This is a genomic window from Actinoplanes flavus (assembly GCF_017592555.1).
GTDB classification, from domain to species: Bacteria; Actinomycetota; Actinomycetes; order Mycobacteriales; family Micromonosporaceae; genus Actinoplanes; species Actinoplanes flavus.
On record NZ_JAGFNS010000009.1, the window covers coordinates 37,803 to 55,798 of the forward strand.

15 protein-coding genes are annotated in these 17,996 nt (G+C 71.6%); 9 read left to right on the forward strand and 6 right to left on the reverse strand.

The window, feature by feature from the left end; genetic code table 11:
• Nucleotides 1-139 precede the first annotated feature (139 nt).
• Complete coding sequence (locus J5X75_RS15215) at nucleotides 140-1,549, forward strand: amino acid permease (RefSeq protein WP_208468048.1); 1,410 nt, start codon at nucleotides 140-142, stop codon at nucleotides 1,547-1,549.
• 10 nt (nucleotides 1,550-1,559) lie between these two features.
• On the opposite strand, the gene J5X75_RS15220 is transcribed toward J5X75_RS15215, so the two are convergent.
• The 3 genes from J5X75_RS15220 to J5X75_RS15230 all read right to left on the reverse strand — a co-directional run bounded on the left by J5X75_RS15220 (nucleotide 1,560) and on the right by J5X75_RS15230 (nucleotide 4,725).
• On the reverse strand, nucleotides 1,560-2,501 hold the full coding sequence (locus J5X75_RS15220) for a serine/threonine-protein kinase (RefSeq protein ID WP_208468049.1): 942 nt from the start codon (nucleotides 2,499-2,501) through the stop codon (nucleotides 1,560-1,562).
• Between the two features lie 307 nt (nucleotides 2,502-2,808).
• Nucleotides 2,809-3,720, reverse strand: coding sequence for a glycoside hydrolase family protein (locus tag J5X75_RS15225; protein ID WP_208468050.1), 912 nt, complete (start codon nucleotides 3,718-3,720; stop codon nucleotides 2,809-2,811).
• 69 nt (nucleotides 3,721-3,789) lie between these two features.
• Complete coding sequence (locus J5X75_RS15230) at nucleotides 3,790-4,725, reverse strand: sulfotransferase family protein (RefSeq protein WP_208468051.1); 936 nt, start codon at nucleotides 4,723-4,725, stop codon at nucleotides 3,790-3,792.
• Between the two features lie 939 nt (nucleotides 4,726-5,664).
• Between J5X75_RS15230 and J5X75_RS15235 the strand changes: the two genes are divergently transcribed.
• The 6 genes from J5X75_RS15235 to J5X75_RS15260 all read left to right on the forward strand — a co-directional run bounded on the left by J5X75_RS15235 (nucleotide 5,665) and on the right by J5X75_RS15260 (nucleotide 13,438).
• Nucleotides 5,665-6,741 (forward strand): glycosyltransferase family 2 protein, encoded by a 1,077-nt coding sequence (locus J5X75_RS15235; protein WP_372450884.1) that lies wholly within the window; start codon nucleotides 5,665-5,667, stop codon nucleotides 6,739-6,741.
• Nucleotides 6,742-6,778: 37 nt separating this feature from the next.
• A complete protein-coding gene (locus J5X75_RS15240; RefSeq protein ID WP_208468053.1) occupies nucleotides 6,779-7,732 on the forward strand; it encodes a glycosyltransferase family 2 protein in 954 nt (317 codons plus the stop codon).
• Nucleotides 7,729-9,054, forward strand: coding sequence for a glycosyltransferase family 2 protein (locus tag J5X75_RS15245; protein WP_208468054.1), 1,326 nt, complete (start codon nucleotides 7,729-7,731; stop codon nucleotides 9,052-9,054). Before J5X75_RS15240 ends, J5X75_RS15245 begins: the two co-directional genes overlap by 4 nt.
• 78 nt (nucleotides 9,055-9,132) lie before the next feature.
• Nucleotides 9,133-11,532, forward strand: a complete 2,400-nt coding sequence (locus tag J5X75_RS15250) for a putative glycosyltransferase family protein (RefSeq protein WP_208468055.1) — start codon at nucleotides 9,133-9,135, stop codon at nucleotides 11,530-11,532.
• Nucleotides 11,529-12,317: a DUF1616 domain-containing protein gene (locus tag J5X75_RS15255; RefSeq protein WP_208468056.1), complete on the forward strand. Its 789-nt coding sequence runs from the start codon at nucleotides 11,529-11,531 to the stop codon at nucleotides 12,315-12,317. The genes J5X75_RS15250 and J5X75_RS15255 overlap by 4 nt, the downstream gene beginning before the upstream one ends.
• Nucleotides 12,318-12,328: 11 nt before the next feature.
• On the forward strand, nucleotides 12,329-13,438 hold the full coding sequence (locus J5X75_RS15260) for a glycoside hydrolase family 26 protein (protein WP_208468057.1): 1,110 nt from the start codon (nucleotides 12,329-12,331) through the stop codon (nucleotides 13,436-13,438).
• On the opposite strand, the gene J5X75_RS15265 is transcribed toward J5X75_RS15260, so the two are convergent.
• Complete coding sequence (locus J5X75_RS15265; RefSeq protein ID WP_208468058.1) at nucleotides 13,428-14,468, reverse strand: glycoside hydrolase family 26 protein; 1,041 nt, start codon at nucleotides 14,466-14,468, stop codon at nucleotides 13,428-13,430. The two genes, J5X75_RS15260 and J5X75_RS15265, sit on opposite strands and share 11 nt — an antisense overlap.
• 32 nt (nucleotides 14,469-14,500) lie before the next feature.
• Nucleotides 14,501-15,313 (reverse strand): polysaccharide deacetylase family protein, encoded by an 813-nt coding sequence (locus J5X75_RS15270; protein WP_208468059.1) that lies wholly within the window; start codon nucleotides 15,311-15,313, stop codon nucleotides 14,501-14,503.
• 258 nt (nucleotides 15,314-15,571) lie between these two features.
• Between J5X75_RS15270 and J5X75_RS15275 the strand changes: the two genes are divergently transcribed.
• Nucleotides 15,572-16,234: a hypothetical protein gene (locus tag J5X75_RS15275; protein ID WP_208468060.1), complete on the forward strand. Its 663-nt coding sequence runs from the start codon at nucleotides 15,572-15,574 to the stop codon at nucleotides 16,232-16,234.
• A 24-nt stretch (nucleotides 16,235-16,258) separates the two neighbouring features.
• On the opposite strand, the gene J5X75_RS15280 is transcribed toward J5X75_RS15275, so the two are convergent.
• Nucleotides 16,259-17,224, reverse strand: coding sequence for a ScyD/ScyE family protein (locus J5X75_RS15280; RefSeq protein ID WP_208468061.1), 966 nt, complete (start codon nucleotides 17,222-17,224; stop codon nucleotides 16,259-16,261).
• A gap of 116 nt (nucleotides 17,225-17,340) precedes the next feature.
• Between J5X75_RS15280 and J5X75_RS15285 the strand changes: the two genes are divergently transcribed.
• Nucleotides 17,341-17,967, forward strand: coding sequence for a nucleoside/nucleotide kinase family protein (locus tag J5X75_RS15285; RefSeq protein ID WP_208468062.1), 627 nt, complete (start codon nucleotides 17,341-17,343; stop codon nucleotides 17,965-17,967).
• Nucleotides 17,968-17,996: the final 29 nt, after the last annotated feature.

The following is a 17,996-nucleotide window of genomic DNA, read 5'->3' on the forward strand; positions in this document are numbered from 1 at the left end:
GATTCCGCAACCGGAGGAGGGGGTTTCGGCGCATCGCGCCGGTCCGCGGTCTGATGTGCCAATCTGACGTTGCGGCGTGCCGGACCCTGGGCGACCGTGGCTGGCGACGGCGGCGGGGCCGCCGGGGAGGAGGCAGACCATGGTCGGGCACCGCATGTTCGCCACCCGTGACGTGGGTTCGCTGATCAGCGGCACCGCCGAGGAGGGCACCCGGCTCAAGAAGGCGGTGAGCGTCCGCCACCTCACCGCGATGGGCGTCGGGGCGATCATCGGCACCGGCATCTTCGTGGTCATCGGCGAGGGCTCCCGGATCGCCGGTCCGGCGGTCGTGCTGTCGTTCGTGCTGGCCGCGGTGGCGTGCGCGTTCTCCGCGCTGTCCTATGCCGAGCTGGCGTCGAGCATCCCGGTCTCCGGCAGCGCCTACACCTACGCCTACGCCACCCTGGGCGAGGTGGTCGCCTGGATCATCGGCTGGGACCTGATCCTGGAGTACGGGGTGTCGGTCGCGGCGATCGCGCTCGGCTGGGGCGGCAACCTCAACGCGTTCCTCGACGCCGCCTTCGGGGTGAGCCTGCCGACGGCGATCGCGACGTCGCCGGAGGACGGCGGAATCTTCAACCTGCCGGCCGTGGTGGTCGTCCTGGCGATCACGTTCCTGCTGGTCCGCGGGGTCACCGAGAGCCTCCGGGTGAACCTCGTGATGGTCGTGATCAAGCTGCTGGTGCTGCTGTTCTTCATCGTGGTGGCGTTCGCGAACTTCGGGACCGGCAACTTCACCCCGTTCGCGCCGCAGGGGGTGGACGGGATCACCTCGGCCGCGGCGATCATCTTCTTCGCCTACATCGGCTTCGACGCCGTGTCGACCGGCAGCGAGGAGGCCCGCGACCCGGCGCGCGACCTGCCGCTGGCGATCCTCGGGTCGCTGGCCATCTGCACCGTCTTCTACGTGCTGACCGTGATCGGCGCGATCGGCATCGCCACACCCGAGCAGATGGCGTCCAGCGACGCCCCGCTCGCCGCCGCCCTCGACCAGGGCGCCGGGATGAACTGGGCGGCCGCCGTCCTGGCTCTCGGCGCGGTGGTCGCGATCACCAGCGTGGTCCTGGTGATCTTCTACGGCCAGACCCGGATCTTCTTCGCCATGTGCCGCGACGGCCTGCTGCCCCGGCGCCTGGCCACGGTCAATCAGAGGTACGGGACCCCGGCGCGACTGACGATCATCCTGGGCGTGTCGATCGCGGTCCTGGCGGCGTTCGTCCCCCTGGGCACCATCGTCGAGCTGGTCAACATCGGCACGCTGTTCGCCTTCGTCCTGGTCAACATCGGCGTGATCGTGCTGCGCCGGACCCGGCCGGACATGCCCCGCCCGTACCGGGTGCCGTGGGTGCCGGTGCTGCCGCTGATCGGCATCGCCTTCGCCGTCTACCTGATGGCCGACCTGCCGCTGGACACCTGGATCCGGTTCGTCGGCTGGATGGCCGTCGGCCTGATCATCTACTTCGCCTACGGCTACCGCCACTCCCGCCTGCGCCAGGGTGAATCCCGCTGATCCCGGGTGGTCACGCGCGGTGGCGGCCGACGTGGTGCTCGGTGGGGGCGGAGGCGGCGCGTTCGTCCCAGGGGGCGGCGGCGGCGCGTTCGTCCACCGGGGCGGCGGAGAGTTCACCCAGTGGGACGTAGACGCGGGCGTCCACCGACTCGGCCAGCAGCAGGGCGGCCATCAGGGCGGTGGGACGCTCGGCGGGGTCGCGGGACAGGCAGCGCGAGCAGAGGTCGAGCACCTCGGGCGGGAGGCCGTCGATGCGCGGGAGCGGGTCCGGGTCGGTGAACCGCTGGGCCAGGACCATCTCGGTGTGGGTGCGGGCGGTCCACGGCAGACGCCCGGAGAGGCAGTGGTGGAGCAGCGTGCCGAGGGCGAACATGTCGGCGGCGGGTGTGGCCGGACAGCCCTCGAAGCGTTCCGGGGCGATGTAGGCGGGGGTGCCCATGACCGGGCCGTCCGGGTCCGGGTCGGGTGAGCCGGCGACCGCGGCGATGCCGAAGTCGAGGACCTTCGCGCCGGCCGGGGTGAGCATGATGTTGGCCGGTTTGATGTCGCGGTGCACGACGTTCTCGGCGTGGGCGGCGGCCAGGGCGGCCGCGACCTCGGCGCAGACCCGCACGCCGATGCGCCAGTCGAGGCGCCCGGCGGCCAGATGCGCGCTGAGGGTCTCCCCCTCGACCAGTTCCATCACGATGTACGGGACGTCCCGCCCCGCCGCCGGCGAGGTGCCGAAGTCGTGCACTCCGGCGACGTTGGGGTGGGCGAGCCGGGCGGCCGAGCGGGCCTCGGCACGGATCAGGGCGACACCGGCCTCGCCGAGGGTGCCCTCCACCGCGGGCGCCATGATCTTGACGGCGACCGGGCGGTCGAGGACGTGGTCGTGGCCGCGCCAGACCTCCGACATGCCGCCCAGGCCGATGCGGTTCACCAACCGGTAGCGGCCACCCAGCGTCCGCATCGCACCCCCGCCTCCGACCGGGCCCCTCCCGTTCGGGACTGCCGATACCCCCGGCTATCCGGGCACAAACGCCACTTCCGCCCAGTGCGGCCGAATGGCCGGAACCACGATTTTCAGGGACGGTTAACAGCATCGTTATTTCCCGTTTCCTGGAAACGCTCCCAAATAGCACCTCCTATGTGGAGGCACGCACCTTTCGAGGCGGAAAGAATGTGCTGGCCGTCACTCTTCGTATACCGGGAGGACCTCGGACCGGCTCCCGGGTTCGGTGCCGGTCCGTCCGCAGACGATTACCGTGCGCGACGCGTCAGGCGAGTTCGGTCCGCAGATCGTGCGCCCCGTCGGCCCTGGTCGCCTCGTAGTAGAGCCGCTGCCGCCCGTCCGGCAGCGCCACCAGGCTCAGATAGCGCAGCCCGTACGGCGCGTGCGGGCTGCCCACCGGCGGCCGGTCCTCCGCGGTGAGCTGCCCGAACGTGCCGTCGGCCAGGCGCCGGCCGTGGGCCACCCCGGTGCGCTCCTCCCAGTTCTCGCCGGCCGTGGCCCGCCCGTCGTAGGCGACCGTGATCTCGTCGCCGTCGACCACCACCGAGGAGACCCGGACCCCGCGGGCGTCCCACTCCCCCGGACGGCCGGCCAGCGCGGTGCGCACCCAGGTCCAGTGCACGCCGTCCGGGCTGGTGGCGTACTCGGTGGTCATCCGGTCGGCGTCGGCCCAGCTCTCCAGGGGGTGGACCGAGGCCCACAGGTGCCAGCCGTGCTCGTCGTGGTGCAGCACCGGATCCTTGACGCCGGCGGTCTCGTCGCCGGCCAGGACGGTGCGGGCGGGCGCGGTGGCCAGCCCCTCCGGCGTGTCGGCCTCGAGCAGGTCGACACGCCAGTGTTTGGTGCCCGGGGTGGCGGCGCTGACGTAGAGCCGCCACCTACCCTCAGGGGTGCGGACCAGGGCGGGCCGCTCCAGCGACTCGGCGCCGAAGCGGTCCTTGCCGATCTCCGCGACCACGGTGAAGTGCAGGCCGTCAGCCGAACGGGCCACCACGTTGGCGATTCCCCGGCCCGCGCCGATCGGGAGCCGCAGGCGGTAGGCGAGGTAGACGTAGGAGTCCGCGTGGACCGTGCTGGGGGCGCCGGACCAGGCGCCCGGCTCGGTGCCCGGCGGTTCCACCACCACGGTGGAGTCCTCCCATCCGGGCAGGGGCAGGGCGGTGATTCCGATGGTCAAAGCGGCTCCCTGGGGTCAGCGGCGACGACGGACGCGTCAAGTTTGCATGATCTATGGGAAATGTGGGCTTTACCGGGCGCGGGCGTGTCGGTCCAGGCTCAGCCAGTCGTCGTAGTTCTCGCCGGTGACGTCCTGCAACAGGGCGATGTCCTCGGCGAAGTAGGGCAGCAGCGCGGCCCGCTCCTGCGGGGTGGTGACGGGCCGGTTGCCCCGCTTGCGGTGCAGCAGGGTGAGCAGCGGGCCCCGGGCCGCCAGCCGCAGCGGCACCGGGAACCGGTGACCGAAGTTCCCCCCGGACCGCAGCAGGCCGCGGATCGCCCGGTTCACGCCGTTGTCCTCGACGTAGTGGCGGTTCACGTTCTCCCGCGGGATCGCGGTGAGCACCCCGGTGCGCACGCCGAGGAAGGCGCAGACCCGGTCCAGCGTCTCGGCCGGGTCGTCCTTGAGGTCGCGGTAGCGCAGGAGCAGCACCTGGTCGCGGGAGAAGCGCTGGTAGAGGTGCTGGAGCTGGCGGCCGTACAGGCCCAGGCCGATGTAGTGCCAGAAGTCGGCCCAGTGCGCCTCCCTACGGGCCGGCTCGGCGTGGCAGGCGGCCAGGAAGTCGGCCTCCCGCTCGAGGCCGGCCACCCACAGGTGGGTCCAGTTGGAGTGCGCCCGGTCCACCGGATCGCGCAGCAGGATGATCAGCTTCACCTCCGGGATCAGCGCCTTGATGCGGTCGTGGGCGGCCAGGTCGTACAGGTAGAAGGGGGTGGCCTCGCCCTTGAGGACACCGGGCGGCGCCGGGTCGAACAGCTTCTCGTAGTCCGGCCGGCGCCACACGTGTTCCTGGTAGGTCTGCACGTCGCCCGGCCCGCCGATCGTGGGCGGCGGCCCGTCGGAGAGGAAGAACTTCGGCTCCTTCACCTGCGGCAGGAACAGCTGCGGGTGCCCGGTGAGTGCGGCGTGCAGCGCGGTGGTGCCCGCCTTGGGCACACCGGCGATCAGGAAGTCGGGAAGTGACATGGGATCTCCCCCTCGGCTCAAAGTGACAGTAAGCCTACAGATCCGCTAGGAATTTGCGGACGGCCGACTTGGTCACAGATGCCCGATCCAATACCCGAGGTCATCGAAAATCAGCGATCCGGCCGAGCGCCGGCCATCGCATTCCGCCGAACCGGACGACCACCGATCCGCCGTACCGGCGACGGGGCGGAGGATCCCCCCTCGGCCGAACGGTCACCCGGTCAGCGAGGCCCCAGAAGGCGGCGCCACCAGCGCAGAGCCGGCCGGAACCGGGGGCAGCGGCCGGGTTCGCAAAGCGCGCATTCCGACCCGGATCGGTAGTGCTCATGCGCCCGAATCGAGTGCCCGCAGACGCAGAGTCCGGTTTGAATCACCATCGCCTCACCAACGGTGGACAGCCCCGGAGGCTACGGGTGGCCGGTGACTGTTCCCCCCTGATCCACCGTAACGCTCACGGCCCGCTGTCGGAGAGTCACGGGGACGGGCACCGATATACACGCCGCGTAAACGGTCACGTCCGGAAAGTAAGCAAATAGCAAGGGTTGGCAGTTGCCGATCTTGTCCGGATTTGCGGTGATCAACTCCGGCTTTATGTATTTGCCAGAGACTCTCCGGACTGGTCCACAGATACGGCCAATGCCCGTTACGCTACGTAACGAATGTGGCCTTGATCGCGCGCGGCCACCTGGTAGTACTTGCTCCGGCCATACTGCGACTGTCAACTTCGGGTCACCTGTGACCCGAACCTTTCTCTCGGTCTGTTGACGCTACGTAATCCCTTGCTAGGTTGATTTCCTGAAGCGAGCGGCTGTGCGATGTCCTTCGGGAATTCGCGCAACAAAGTCGCATAGCCGCCCCCCGGAAGGGACCGACATGGAGCTTTCGCACTTGAACCCGAACACTGACAGCAACCGTCCGCAATCACCGACCGTAAGCGTCGTGATTCCCACCCTGAACGAGGAGCGGAACCTGCCGCACGTGTTCGCGAAGCTCCCGGAGATGATCACGGAAGTGATCATCGTCGATGGCGGCTCCAAGGACCGGACCGTGGAGGTGGCCCGCGAGCTGCGCCCGGACGCGGTGATCGTTCAGCAGACCCGGATCGGCAAGGGCAACGCGCTGGCGTGCGGCTTCGCCGCCTGCACCGGCGACATCATCGTGATGATCGACGCCGATGGCTCGACCGACCCGGCGGAGATCCCGCTCTTCGTCGACAAGCTGGTCAAGGGCGATCACTTCGTGAAGGGGTCCCGCTTCAGCCACGGCGGGCACAGCCACGACATCACCAAGCTGCGCAAGCTCGGCAACGACGGCCTCAACCTGGTGGTGAACGTCCTGTTCCGGACGCACTTCACCGACCTCTGCTACGGCTACAACGCGTTCTGGCGCTCGGTCGTGCCGGCCCTCGACCTGCCGGACGTCTCGCTGCCCCGCCCCTCCGACGGCAGCAAGCTGTGGGGTGACGGCTTCGAGATCGAGACGATGATCAACATCCGCGCGGTCGCCGAGAAGCTGAAGGTCGGCGAGGTCGGCAGCACCGAGCACGAGCGGATCTTCGGCGAGAGCAACCTGAACACCTTCCGCGACGGGTTCCGCGTGCTCCGCACCATCTTCAGCGAGTACGGCCGGATGCGCCGCCGCCGTGGCGCCGGCCTCCGCCCGTTCGTCGAGGGCCTCCAGCACGTCGCGCCGTCGGCCGCCGCCCCGCAGTCACGCGGTCTCGGCCAGGTCGTCAACCCGCCCGCGCCGGCCGCGCCCGCGCACCCGGTCGCCACCCGGCACCCGGCCGACCCGCGCCGCGACGCGAGCCACCTGAACCGGGCGGCCCGCCGTGAGGACGTCGGCGCCCGCCGCTCCGACGACATCAACAAGATCCGCAGCCGCGCGCTGGACGACCTCGGCACCCAGCCGACCCAGGACCTGAGCGCCGCCCGCGCCCGGATGCTGGACGACCTCGGCAACGTGCAGACCCAGGACATCAACAAGCTGCGCAGCACGACCCAGCTCGACGACTGACCCGAGCGCCCCTCCCGCCCACAGGAGCACTCCCCTCGTGAACCACACCCACGCCACGACGATCGTCATCCCCACCTACTCCGAGGTGCGGTGGGACTACCTGACCCGGACCCTGGCCTCGGCGCGTGCGCAGACGCACACCCCCGACGAGATCGTCGTGGTGGTCGACCACAACCCCGCGATGCACGAGCGGATCCAGCGTGAGCTGCCCGGCGTCACGGTGCTGCAGAACGCGTACGCCCAGGGCGTCTCCGGCAACCGCAACACCGGGGCGTTCCACGCCCGCACGCCGCTGGTCGCCTTCCTGGACGACGACATCATCGCCGACCCGGACTGGCTGGCCCGCCAGATCGAGCCGTTCGCCGACCCCACCGTGGTCGGCACCGGCGGCGCGATCCAGCCCGCCTGGGAGGGCCCGGCCCCGCGCTGGATGCCGGCCGAGTTCCTGTGGGCGGTCGGCGGCTCGTACGCCGGCATGCCCACCGAGACCGCGCCCATCCGCAACGTGTGGTCGGCCAACATGATCGTCCGCAAGGACGTCTTCGAGGCCGCCGGCGGCTTCCGGGTCGGCTTCGGCAAGCTCGGCTCCCGCAACCGGCCCGAGGACACCGACCTCTGCCTGCGGATGAGCCAGGTGAACGGCGGCCGCTGGATGTACGTGCCGAGCGCGGTGATCCAGCACGAGGTCCCGGTCGAGCGGTCCAGCTTCAGGTTCTTCGTGCGCCGGTGCTACGCCGAGGGCCGCGGCAAGGTCCAGATGGCCGGCCTGCACGAGAACGACGCGCTGGGCGCCGAGCGCGACTACCTGTGGGCCCTGCCCAAGGCGATGTTCCGTTACTTCGGCGCCGGCCTGTCCGGCAAGGGCGCCGACAACTTCCTGCGTTCCGGCGGTGTCGTCGCCGGCGTGGCCGCCGCCGGGTTCGGTGGCGTCGTCGAGACCGTCAGCTCCAAGCGGCTCAGCCGCCGTACCCCGGTGGAGGCCACCCCGTGACCGCGACCGTCCCCGCCGCTCCGCGGCTCGACGAGGAGAGCGGCGTCCTGCCCGCCGTCGTCCTCGACCTGGAACTGTCCGAGCCCCTGCCGCCGGTCGGCGCGACCGCGCCCGACGGCCGCCGGGTCCAGCAGGCCTGGGCCCTGGTCCGGCTCTTCACCGAGCCGCTCGGCACCATCCTGGTGGATGTGCCGCAGCACGGCCTCACCCCCGGCGACCTGGCCGCGGCGATCGACCGGGAGCTGGGCGACGTGGTGCGCCCGCGCCTCGGCGGCGCCCCGGTGCCGGCCGACGGGTTCGTCCCGGCGAGCGAGCCCGCCTTCCTGGCGAGCCGCCGTGCCGCGCTGGCCTCCGCCCCGGACATCACCGTGGTGGTCTGCACCCGGGAGCGGCCCGGCGCGCTGGCCCGCTGCCTGGACAGCCTGCTCACCCAGCACTACAAGCCGGCCCGGATCCTGGTGGTGGACAACGCCCCGGTGACCGACGCCACCGCCGAGGTGGTCCGGTCGGCGGCCCGCCGCGGCCCGGTCGACTACCTTCTGGAGCCGAACGCGGGGCTGTCGTTCGCCCGTAACGCGGCCGAGGCCGCCACCCGGGGCGAGATCGTGGCCTGGATCGACGACGACGAGCTGGCCGACACGTACTGGCTGGCCGAGGTGGCCCGGGCGCTGGTCGACAACCCGGAGGCCGACGTGATCTCCGGTGTGATCGTCCCGGCCGAGCTGGAGAGCCGCGCGCAGATCTGGTTCGAGCAGTTCGGCGGGCACAGCAAGGGGCGCGGCTTCAAGCCGGACACCTTCGGCCCGCACACCGCGCACATCCAGAGCCCGCTCTACCCGCTGCCGCCGTTCGGCACCGGGGCCAACATGACCTTCCGTCCCGGTGTGATCGAGCGGATCGGTGGCTGGGACAACGCGCTCGGCGCCGGCACCCCGGCCATGGGGTCGGAGGACACCCTGGCGTTCACCCAGGTGCTGCTGGCCGGTGGGACGATCGTCTATCAGCCGACCGCGGTGACCCACCACTACCACCGGCGGGACTTCGAGGGCCTGCACAAGCAGATGGTCGGGTACGGCACGGGGCTGACCGCCGCGTACACCGGCCTGCTGCTCGGCCGCCCGGGACTGCTCTGGTCGCTGATCAAGCTGGCGCCCACCGCGCTGCGCGACCTGACCGGCTCGGACAGCCTGCGGGTGTCGACCCTCCAGGACGATTTCCCGCGAGAGCTGCTGACGGCCAATCGGCGAGGCATGATTGCCGGACCGCGTGCGTACCTCCGGGGCCGGCGCGCCGCCCGGGCGAAGCTCCGGGGCACCCGCTAACGATCACCGCGGCGTCGGCTTCCGTAGCCCCTGACCTGGGGCTACGGAAGTCTCGTCAACACTGTGGAGGCTCTTTACATGGGGGACCAGCCGACGTCCGACCGGAAACGGGCGCCGGAGGAAGCGACCGCGAAGGCCGCGGATTCGCGACCCGACGAGACCGTCGTGCTGACCCGGCTCGCGCCGGAGCAGCGGGACGGACGTGAAGAAGCCACCCAGAAGCTCGCGGAACCGGCGAAATCCTCCGGGGACGAGACCGTCGTGATCCGGCCCACAAAGACGCCATCCGCCGACGACACCGTGGTGATCCGGGCCACCGGGCCGTCGAAGAAGCGGCCGGCCGGCGACGACACTGTGATCATCCGGCTGCCGCAGGCGCCGAAACGGAACACCGCCGCCGGCGCCGCCCGGAAGCGGTCGGCCGGCGACGACACGGTCGTCATCCGGCTGCCCGGCGGCCCCAAGCCGAAGAGTCCCGGCCCGAACGCGCTGAGCACCGTCCGCAAGCGGGCGGCCGGCGACGACACCGTCATCATCCGGCTGCCGCAGGCGCCGAAGAAGAAGGTCGCCGGCCGGGTCGTCGTCGACAAGAAGGTCGCCCACGACGAGACGGTCATCATCCGGCTCCCGGCCGAGGCGAAACCGGAACCGCGTACCGCCCTGGACTTCGGCTGGGCCCCCTGGGTCATCGCCGTCTCCACCCTCGGTGTGGTGCTGATGGCCCTGGCGTACGCCGGTGGCCGGGCCGAAGCCCCCTGGGCCATGTCCGCCTACTGGGCGGGCCAGATCATCGTCTTCTCGCCGGTCGTGTTCCGGCTGCTCAGCCGGCTGGCCGGGGTCGCCGAGTCGTTCGTCCTGGTGATGGGCCTGGCGCTGAACCAGTACATGCTGAAGTGGATGTACAGCCCGGACCAGTTCCGCTTCCCCGACGAGTTGCAGCACTGGCTGGCGACCACCCTGATCACCGAGTCCGGTGACCTGTTCCGGCAGAACAACGCGCTGCCGCCGGCCGTGCACTTCCCCGGCCTGGCCGAGATGGGCGCCGGGCTGGCGCTGCTCACCGGCCTGCCGGTGACCGCGGCCGGCACCATCGTGGCCGGCGTCGCCCACCTGATCTTCGTGGGCCTGCTCTTCGCCACGGTGCTGCGGGCCAGCAACTCCCCGGCGATGGCCGGGGTGGCCTGCGTGACCTATGCGACGGCCATGCACTACCTGTTCTTCAACTCGATGTTCCTGTACCAGACCGCCGCGCTGCCGTTCTTCATGCTGGCGATCTGGGCGTACCGGCGGTGGCGCACCGGCGGCGGCCGCAAGTTCTTCGCGCTCGCCGTGGTGGGCATCTCGATGACCACGGTGAGCCACCACGTCACCGCGTTCGCCCTGGTCGCGACGCTGCTGCTGCTCGCGCTCGCCGAACTGGCCCTGGAGCGGCCGCGGCCCTGGGAGGCGCTGATCCTGCCGGCCGTCGCGCTGGCCGTGGTGTGCTGCTGGATCGGCTTCGTCGCGCAGGACGTCATCGCCTACCTGGAAGCGCCGGTGGAGCGGCTCGCCGCCTCGCTGAACCAGATGTTCGGCGGCGCCGCCAGCGAGGAGGCCGGCGCCACCAAACCGGTGCCACTGGTGCAGCTCGCCGTACAGGGCATGGGTCTGCTCGGTCTGCTCGTGCTCTTCCTGGCGGTGGCCCGGGACATGATCCTGCGCAAGGACCGGGACACCTGGCGGTGGGCCGCGCTGGCCGGCGGCGCGGTGTTCTTCGCCGGCAACGGCGCCCGGTTCCTCGGCACCAACGGTCCGGAGATCGCCGGCCGGCTCTCCACCTTCACCTACATCCCGATGTCGATCATCGCGGCCATCGCGATCGTGTACGCCGTGCAGATCATCCCGGCCAAGGACGCCGACGGCCGCCGCTGGCTGTCGGTGCCGCCGCCGGGTGTCGCGGTCACCACCGGCCGCCGACTGGCCGGTCAGGTGTACATCGGCACGGCGCTGATCACGCTGCTGATGATCGGCGCGCGGACCGGCGGGTGGCCCCCGGTGTCCGCGCTGCTGCCGGGCCCGTACCTGGCGGCCGCCTACGAGCGGTCGGTCGACGCGTTCGGCGTGGACGCGGCCCGCTGGCAGGAGCGCACCCTGCCCCGGGAGGCCCGGGTCGGCGGCGACATCACGGCGGTGGCGCTCTCCTCGACGTACGGGCGGATCGACCCGGTCCGTGAGGTGGGCGAGCTGTTCTACGCCACCTCGTGGACCTCGGCCGAGGACGAGCGGGCGCAGGAGCTGGCGGTGAACTACCTGGTCGTCGACGAGCGGCTGGGCGACATGCTGCCGTCGAACGACGCGTACTTCCAGGACGACCCGATGGCCGGCCGGATCACCGAGCCGCTCAGCGACACTCAGCTCGGCAAGTTCGACCAGGTCAACTCGATCTCCCGGCTCTACGACAACGGCACCGTCCGGATCTATCAGATGGGACCCTCGTGAACCCGGTACGCGCCGGTGTCCTCGCCGGCCTGACGGTCGTGGCCGCGCTCGCCGTCGAGTTCGGCCCGCTCGCCCTCTCCGTGCCGGGTGGCCTGCTGCTCGCCTTCGTGCTGCCCGGTCTGGCGATCAACGACGCCCTGTTCCGGCCCGGCCGCCGTGACATCGGCGTCGTCGAGCGGACCATCCTCGTGCCGGCGCTGAGCCTGGCCGTGCTGGTGCTCGGCGGTCTGCTGCTGTGGGGCGCCGGCGGCAGCCTGAACCGGACGAGCTGGATGCTGGTGTGCGCGGTGGGCACGCTGATCGCCATCGGCGTCGCGGTCTACCGGACCCACACCGCCGCCACCGTGGCGGCGGCGGCCCCGGCCAAGGCCGCCGGTGAACGCCGGACGATCTCGAAGCAGCGCCTGATCCGCGACGTGCTGCCGCTGGCCCTGGCCGGCGTGATGCTGGCCGGCGTCGGGATCTGGTCGTTCGCCGACTCGGTGCAAACCTACGACGTCGGGGTGACCTCGCTGTCGGCGGCCCCGCCCGGGGCGGTGGACCCGGCCGGCAACCGGTCGGTGCAGGTCACCGCGGCCGGGCTGAGCGCCTCCGGCGGGCCGTACACCATGGTGGTGACCGGCACCTCCGGCGAGGAGCTGAGTAGGCACGACATCACGCCGGACACCGACGGCGACTGGACCGGGCGGCTCACCGTCCCGGCCGACGAGCGGGTCACCGTCGACCTGTTCCGCGCCGGTGACCCGACCGCCATCCGTACCCTGATCATCGCCGCCGCCGCTTAGGACTCGCCTGTATGCCGGACGTTCCGCCCACCGCGCTCCGGCGCGGCCGCCTCTGGCTGGCCGCGGCCGGGGTGGCCGTTCTCGCCCTCGCGATCGTCATGAAGGCCGATCCGGAAAGCCCGGCGACTCCGGCATCCACGAAGAGCCCGGCACCTCATGGGATCGACGCCGACCCCCGCTCGGCCCGTGCCCAGATCGCGCTGCCCCGCGAACCCGGCGCCTGGCCCGGACCCTACGGCCTGTCCGGTGTCAACGGCTTCCCGGTCCTGAACAGCGCCTCGGTCAAGGAGTTCTGCTCGACCCGGGGCCGCGACTGCAAGGTGGCGCACACCTACACCGACCGGACCAGCTACGACGCGATGACCGGCGGGTCCGGCTGGACCTTCGAGTACTTCGCCGACTTCGACGGCGTCCTGGTGATCTCCCAGGCGCTGGTGCCGGACCGGGGCGAGAACCTGGTCGCCGACTGCGCGGCCGGAAAGTACGACCAGAACTGGCGGGACTTCGGCGCGCTCATGGTGACGCACGGCCGGGGCGACTCGATCGTCCGCCTGGGCTGGGAGATGAACGAGCCGACGATGGCCTGGCGCGGCCGGAACGCGACCGACTACATCGCCTGCTACCGCAAGGCCGCCGACGCGCTGCGCTCCGCCAACCCCCGGGTCGTGCTGGACTGGACGATCAACGCGCACAACACCCCCGCGGACCTGTGCGGCGGGCTGAGCACCAACTGCTACCCCGGTGACGAGTACGTCGACATCATCGGCATCGACAACTACGACCACCACCCGTGGTCGCCGGCGGAGGCCGACTTCGACCGGACCGCGGCCGCGCCGGAGGGCCTGAACTGGCTCTTCGACTTCGCCCGCGGCCACGGAAAGCTGTTCTCGGTGGGCGAGTGGGGCGTCATGCCGACCGCCGACGCCGGCCGGGACAATCCGGAGTTCATCCGCTGGATGCACGCCTGGTTCGCCGAGCACGCCCCGTACCTGGCGTACGAGGCGTACTTCCAGCGTTGCGACGGTGACTTCTCCCAGTCGTCGATCCTGCGCCCGGACGACCCGAAGTGCCTGCCGAACACCGGGTCGTCCGAGGTCTACACGGAGCTGTTCAAGCGCTGAACCGGGCGCTGGTGGCCATCGCCCGGTACGCCGCCGTGGACTGCGGATCGGTGTCGAACCGCCAGGCCTCCGGGTAGTTGGGGTGGGTGTCGGTGTCGAACCACACCGCCGCGCCGATCGCCGGGCGCTGGGCCACGTACGCGGAGAAGTCGGTGATCCAGTCGGCCTTGGTGGTGCCGCCGTGGTCCTTCGAGCCGACCTCGGTGATCATCAGTGGTTTGTGGGACGCGTACCGCTGGTAGATCGGGTCGAAGAGGGTGGCCGGGCTCTCCTGGTGGAGGTTGTAACCCGAGACGCCCACCCAGTCGACGTACTTGTCGCCCGGGTAGTACGCCTCCATCCGGTTCCAGTCCTCGTCCGGGCTGGAGTTCCAGTTCGGGCTCCACACCCAGGAGACGTTGTCGGCGCCCTGGTCGTCGAAGATCTCCCGCAGGTAGCGGAAGCACTTGACGTACCCCTCGGGGTTCCGCTTGTTCTGGAAGCCGCCCCACTCGTACCAGCGGCCGTTCATCTCCCAGCCCCAGCGCAGCATGGTCGGCCGGTCCAGCTCCTTGATCCGGCGGGCGGCGGCGGCGATCAGGTCGTCGGAGTCGCCGCTGAGGATCTTGTCGTACTTGGGGCCGCGCCAGGACACCATCGGGACGGCCTTCTTCGGCATGCCCTCGATCGACGTGGGCAGCCGGTCCGGCCAGGCGTAGAAGACGTGCACGATGCGGTGGTCGCGGCCGAGCTGCTTGCGCCGGTACTTGACCGCCTCGGGGTAGCTCATCCCCTTCAGGCCCAGGTACGACCCGAGCAGCGCCTTCCCGGCCGTGAACGGGACCGCGCCACCCAGCTTCGCGAGGTCGCCGGCGGCCGCGAACGGGCTGGGCGTGGCGGACGGCGGCGCCGGTTCGACCGGGCCGGTGGCCGACGTCGTACCGGAGATGGTGTTCGGGGTCTGGCGGGCGGCGGCCTTCCACATGCCGACGACGCCGGCCGCCGAGGCGGCGCCGAGGGCGCCCAGCCCGAGCAGGCCCCGCCGGGTCATGCGCTGTCCCCCCTGGCTGCGGTGCCCTGGCGTCACGTCAGGTTCCGGCCGGCCGTGCGGGCCATCTTGCGCACCAGCCGCCAGCCCGGCTGGGCCAGCTGCTTGATCTGCGACATCAGCCGGGGGCCACCGCCCTCGACGAGGGCGACCAGGTCGGCGCCGGTGTGATCGGGGGTGGGCTGGAAGCGGGGTACGGCGAACCGGCGCTCCGACGGGGTGTGCAGCCGGCGGCCCACCTCGGTGGCGTTGTCGTGGCCGGACGACTCGACCACCCGGCGGACCCGGTCGCTGTTGTAGCCGTGCGGGTACGCGAACGACCGCACCTTGCGCTGCAACCGCTGTTCGAGCTGGTCGTGGCTGCTGACCACCTCCTCGCGCAGCTGCGCGGCGGAGAGCACGTCGAGCGGGTGGTGGATGAGGCTGTGGTTGCCGATCTCGATGCCGGCGGCGGCCACCTCCGCCAGCTCGGACCAGGTGAGCATCGGGCCGAAGTCGGGCGACCACTGGCCCAGCCAGCCGGCGTGACCGCCGAGGTGGCCGACCGACGCGTACAGGGTGGCGCCGGCGCCGGCGGCCTGCAGGGCGGGCACACCGTGGGTGAGGAAGTCGCGGTAGCCGTCGTCGAACGTGACGGCCACCATCTTCTCGGTGCTGCCGGCCGCCAGCTCGTCGAGCGCCTCGGTGAGACCGACCAGCCGGTACCCGGCGGCGCTGAGCGCGTCCAGCTGCTCGGCCAGCCGCTCCGGCGGCACCGCGAGGTCGCGCAGCGGACCACCGACGGCGGAGACCGAGTGGTACATCAGCGCAGGCAGCGTGGTCCAGGTCTGGGCCACCGAAGCGGTCACCGCGTCCCCCCAAATTGCTTCCAGTCGTCGGCCGGGAACCTTACCAATCCTCGGGATCTCTCCGACTCCCCCGTTCGCACGGTGCCGCGTCACTAGCCATCTCAAACTACAGCGAGTAATCTTCGGGAACTTCCGATTCTCCGGCCAGCGCAAACGCCGTCACATTGCGGATACGCAGAGTGACAGATGAACTTTTGTCGCCCCGGATACGTATCAGAGGACGACACCGAAACCGCTCTAACCCCGGGAGCGCGCACCATGTTCCGCCTCATCCAGCTGCACACCGAGAGCGGTGTGCCACGCATCGGCGTCGAACCCGACGGCTACGTCAGCGCCCGCGCCGCACTGGCCCACTACCGCACCGCCCCGGCGACCTACTTCGCCGTCGGCCGCTTCGACAACGAGGGCACCCTCACCGAGGTGATCCTCGACCCGATCTGCGGGCTCGACGGAGCCTGCCAGCGCCCGGCGTCGGTCATCCACGCCACCACCTACGAGCGTCTCTGCGAGCGGTGCGCCTCCGGCCTCGACGTGCTCACCGTGCCCCAGCTGGCCCGCCGCCTCGGCATCGCCTGCCGCCTCGCTCCCCCGGTCGCCCGCTTCCGGCAGACCGGGATCGCCGGGCTGCGCGCGCCCTCCGGCAACCGGATCGCCCGGGAATTCCCCGACCACGTCCACGACCCGGTCTGGCGCCAGGAGCTCTGCGACGACCTCGCCCACAGCACCACCGCCCTGAACGGCCTGCTCATCGGTGTCGGCGCGCTCAGCCACCGGCAGGTGCTCGACCTCTTCCCGGCGCTCTGCACGCTCGGCGACGAGCTTCCGGCCGGCATCCGCTCCGACCTGGCCCGGGCCACGGCGCGGCCGCTCTCCCCGGCCGGCGTCACCGGCCTCCGCCTGGGCCTCAACCAGCTTTCCTGAAAAACCCTTTCCGGTACGACGGGGTCAGAGCCGGATCCTGAGCACGGTTCCGGTGCCCCGGCAGGTGGCGCAGGTGGAGACGTAGGCGTCCCGGCCACGCAGGGCCAGACCGCCCGGGGCGGTCAGGCCCGCCGTGACCACCGTCCGCGTTCCCCGTCCGCCGAGGCGCAGCAGGGCGGCGCCGTCCAGGACGTACAGGTCCCCGGACGGCGACCAGACCAGGTCGACGACACCACGGAGGCCGGAGGCGTACATCTGCGGGGCCCGGCCGGGCTCGATCCGCCAGATCCGGCCCTCCCGGCCGGCCCGCTCACCGACGTAGAAGGCGCCGTCCGGCCCCTCCGCCACCGAGGTGGCCTCGGTGGCCGGTGTGCGCCGCGGCAACGTGGCGATCGTCTGCACCCGGCCCCGCCGGCCGACCCGGAGCAGGGCGTCGCCGGCGGCGTCCACGACCAGGTAGCCCTGCCCGGTGGCGAGCACCGCGACCGGATCGGCCGGGGTCGCCTGAGCGCCCAGGTCGGCCAGCACCGTCCCGCGCCGGTCGAGCCGCGCCATCCCGTCCCGGCCGGGCGCGGACCGCAGCGCCGGGCCGCCGCCCGACCGGACGGTGTGCACCGGGTCGCCCTCCGCCGAGACCGTGACGTCCGACGGGCCCAGCGCGTACGCCCCGGCCGGGGAGGCCAGCGACGACAGCCCCGCCTCGACCCGCCACTGCCGCCCGAACCCGGCCACCGTGATGGCCCCGGACCGGCCGGAACAGAGCCGTCCGCCGGTCTCGGCCCGGCAGGGCCCGCCGCGGCCGCCCTCCGCGATGTAGAGCTCACCGCGCGGCCCGAACGCCAGGCCCCGCGGACTGTCCAGCCCGCGCGCGACGACCTCCACCCCCGGGCGCGCCGGGACCGTCGGCTCCGGTGCGGCGGCCCGCATCGGGCTGGCGCTGGACACCAGCCCGACAACGGCCACCACGACAGCCGGACGGGACCGGAACATGATCAACTAAACCCCCGTGCAGTCGTTGTCCCACCGACACACTCTCCGGCAGGACGGACCGCCGGGGCGGCTCAGTCCGAGATCCGACGAGAAGACGGACCGGTACGGTCGGGGCCATGACGCCGACCCTCCCCGACCTCGTGGCACGGGCCCGGAGCCTGGCCGGTGACGGGCGGCGCGCGGTCCTGGGCATCACCGGGCCGCCCGCCGCCGGCAAGACCACCCTCGCGACCGAACTGGTCGCCGCCCTGGCCGCGCCCGGGTGGGTGGCGCACGTACCGATGGACGGCTTCCACCTCGCCGACGTGGAGCTGGACCGGCTCGGCCTGCGCGACCGCAAGGGCGCCCCGGACACCTTCGACGCGTACGGGTACGCCAACCTGCTGCGCCGCCTGCACGAGGACCGGGACGAGATGATCTACGCGCCCGGGTTCGAGCGGGTCCTGGAACAGCCGATCGCCGGCAGCATCGGCATCCCCCGGTCCGCCCGCCTGATCGTGACCGAGGGCAACTACCTGCTGCTCGACGAACCCCGCTGGGCGCCGGTGCGGACCCTGCTCACCGAGGTCTGGTACGCCGACCTGGACACCGGCGTCCGCCTGCGCCGGCTGATCGACCGGCACGTCCGGTTCGGCAAGGCCCCGGACGCGGCGGTGGCGTGGGCGACCGGCACCGACGAGCGCAACGCCGCGCTGGTCGCGGCGACCCGGGACCGCGCCGACCTGATCGTCGGTCTCGCCTGAGCCCGTTCTCAGGTTCTGTCACACCGGAG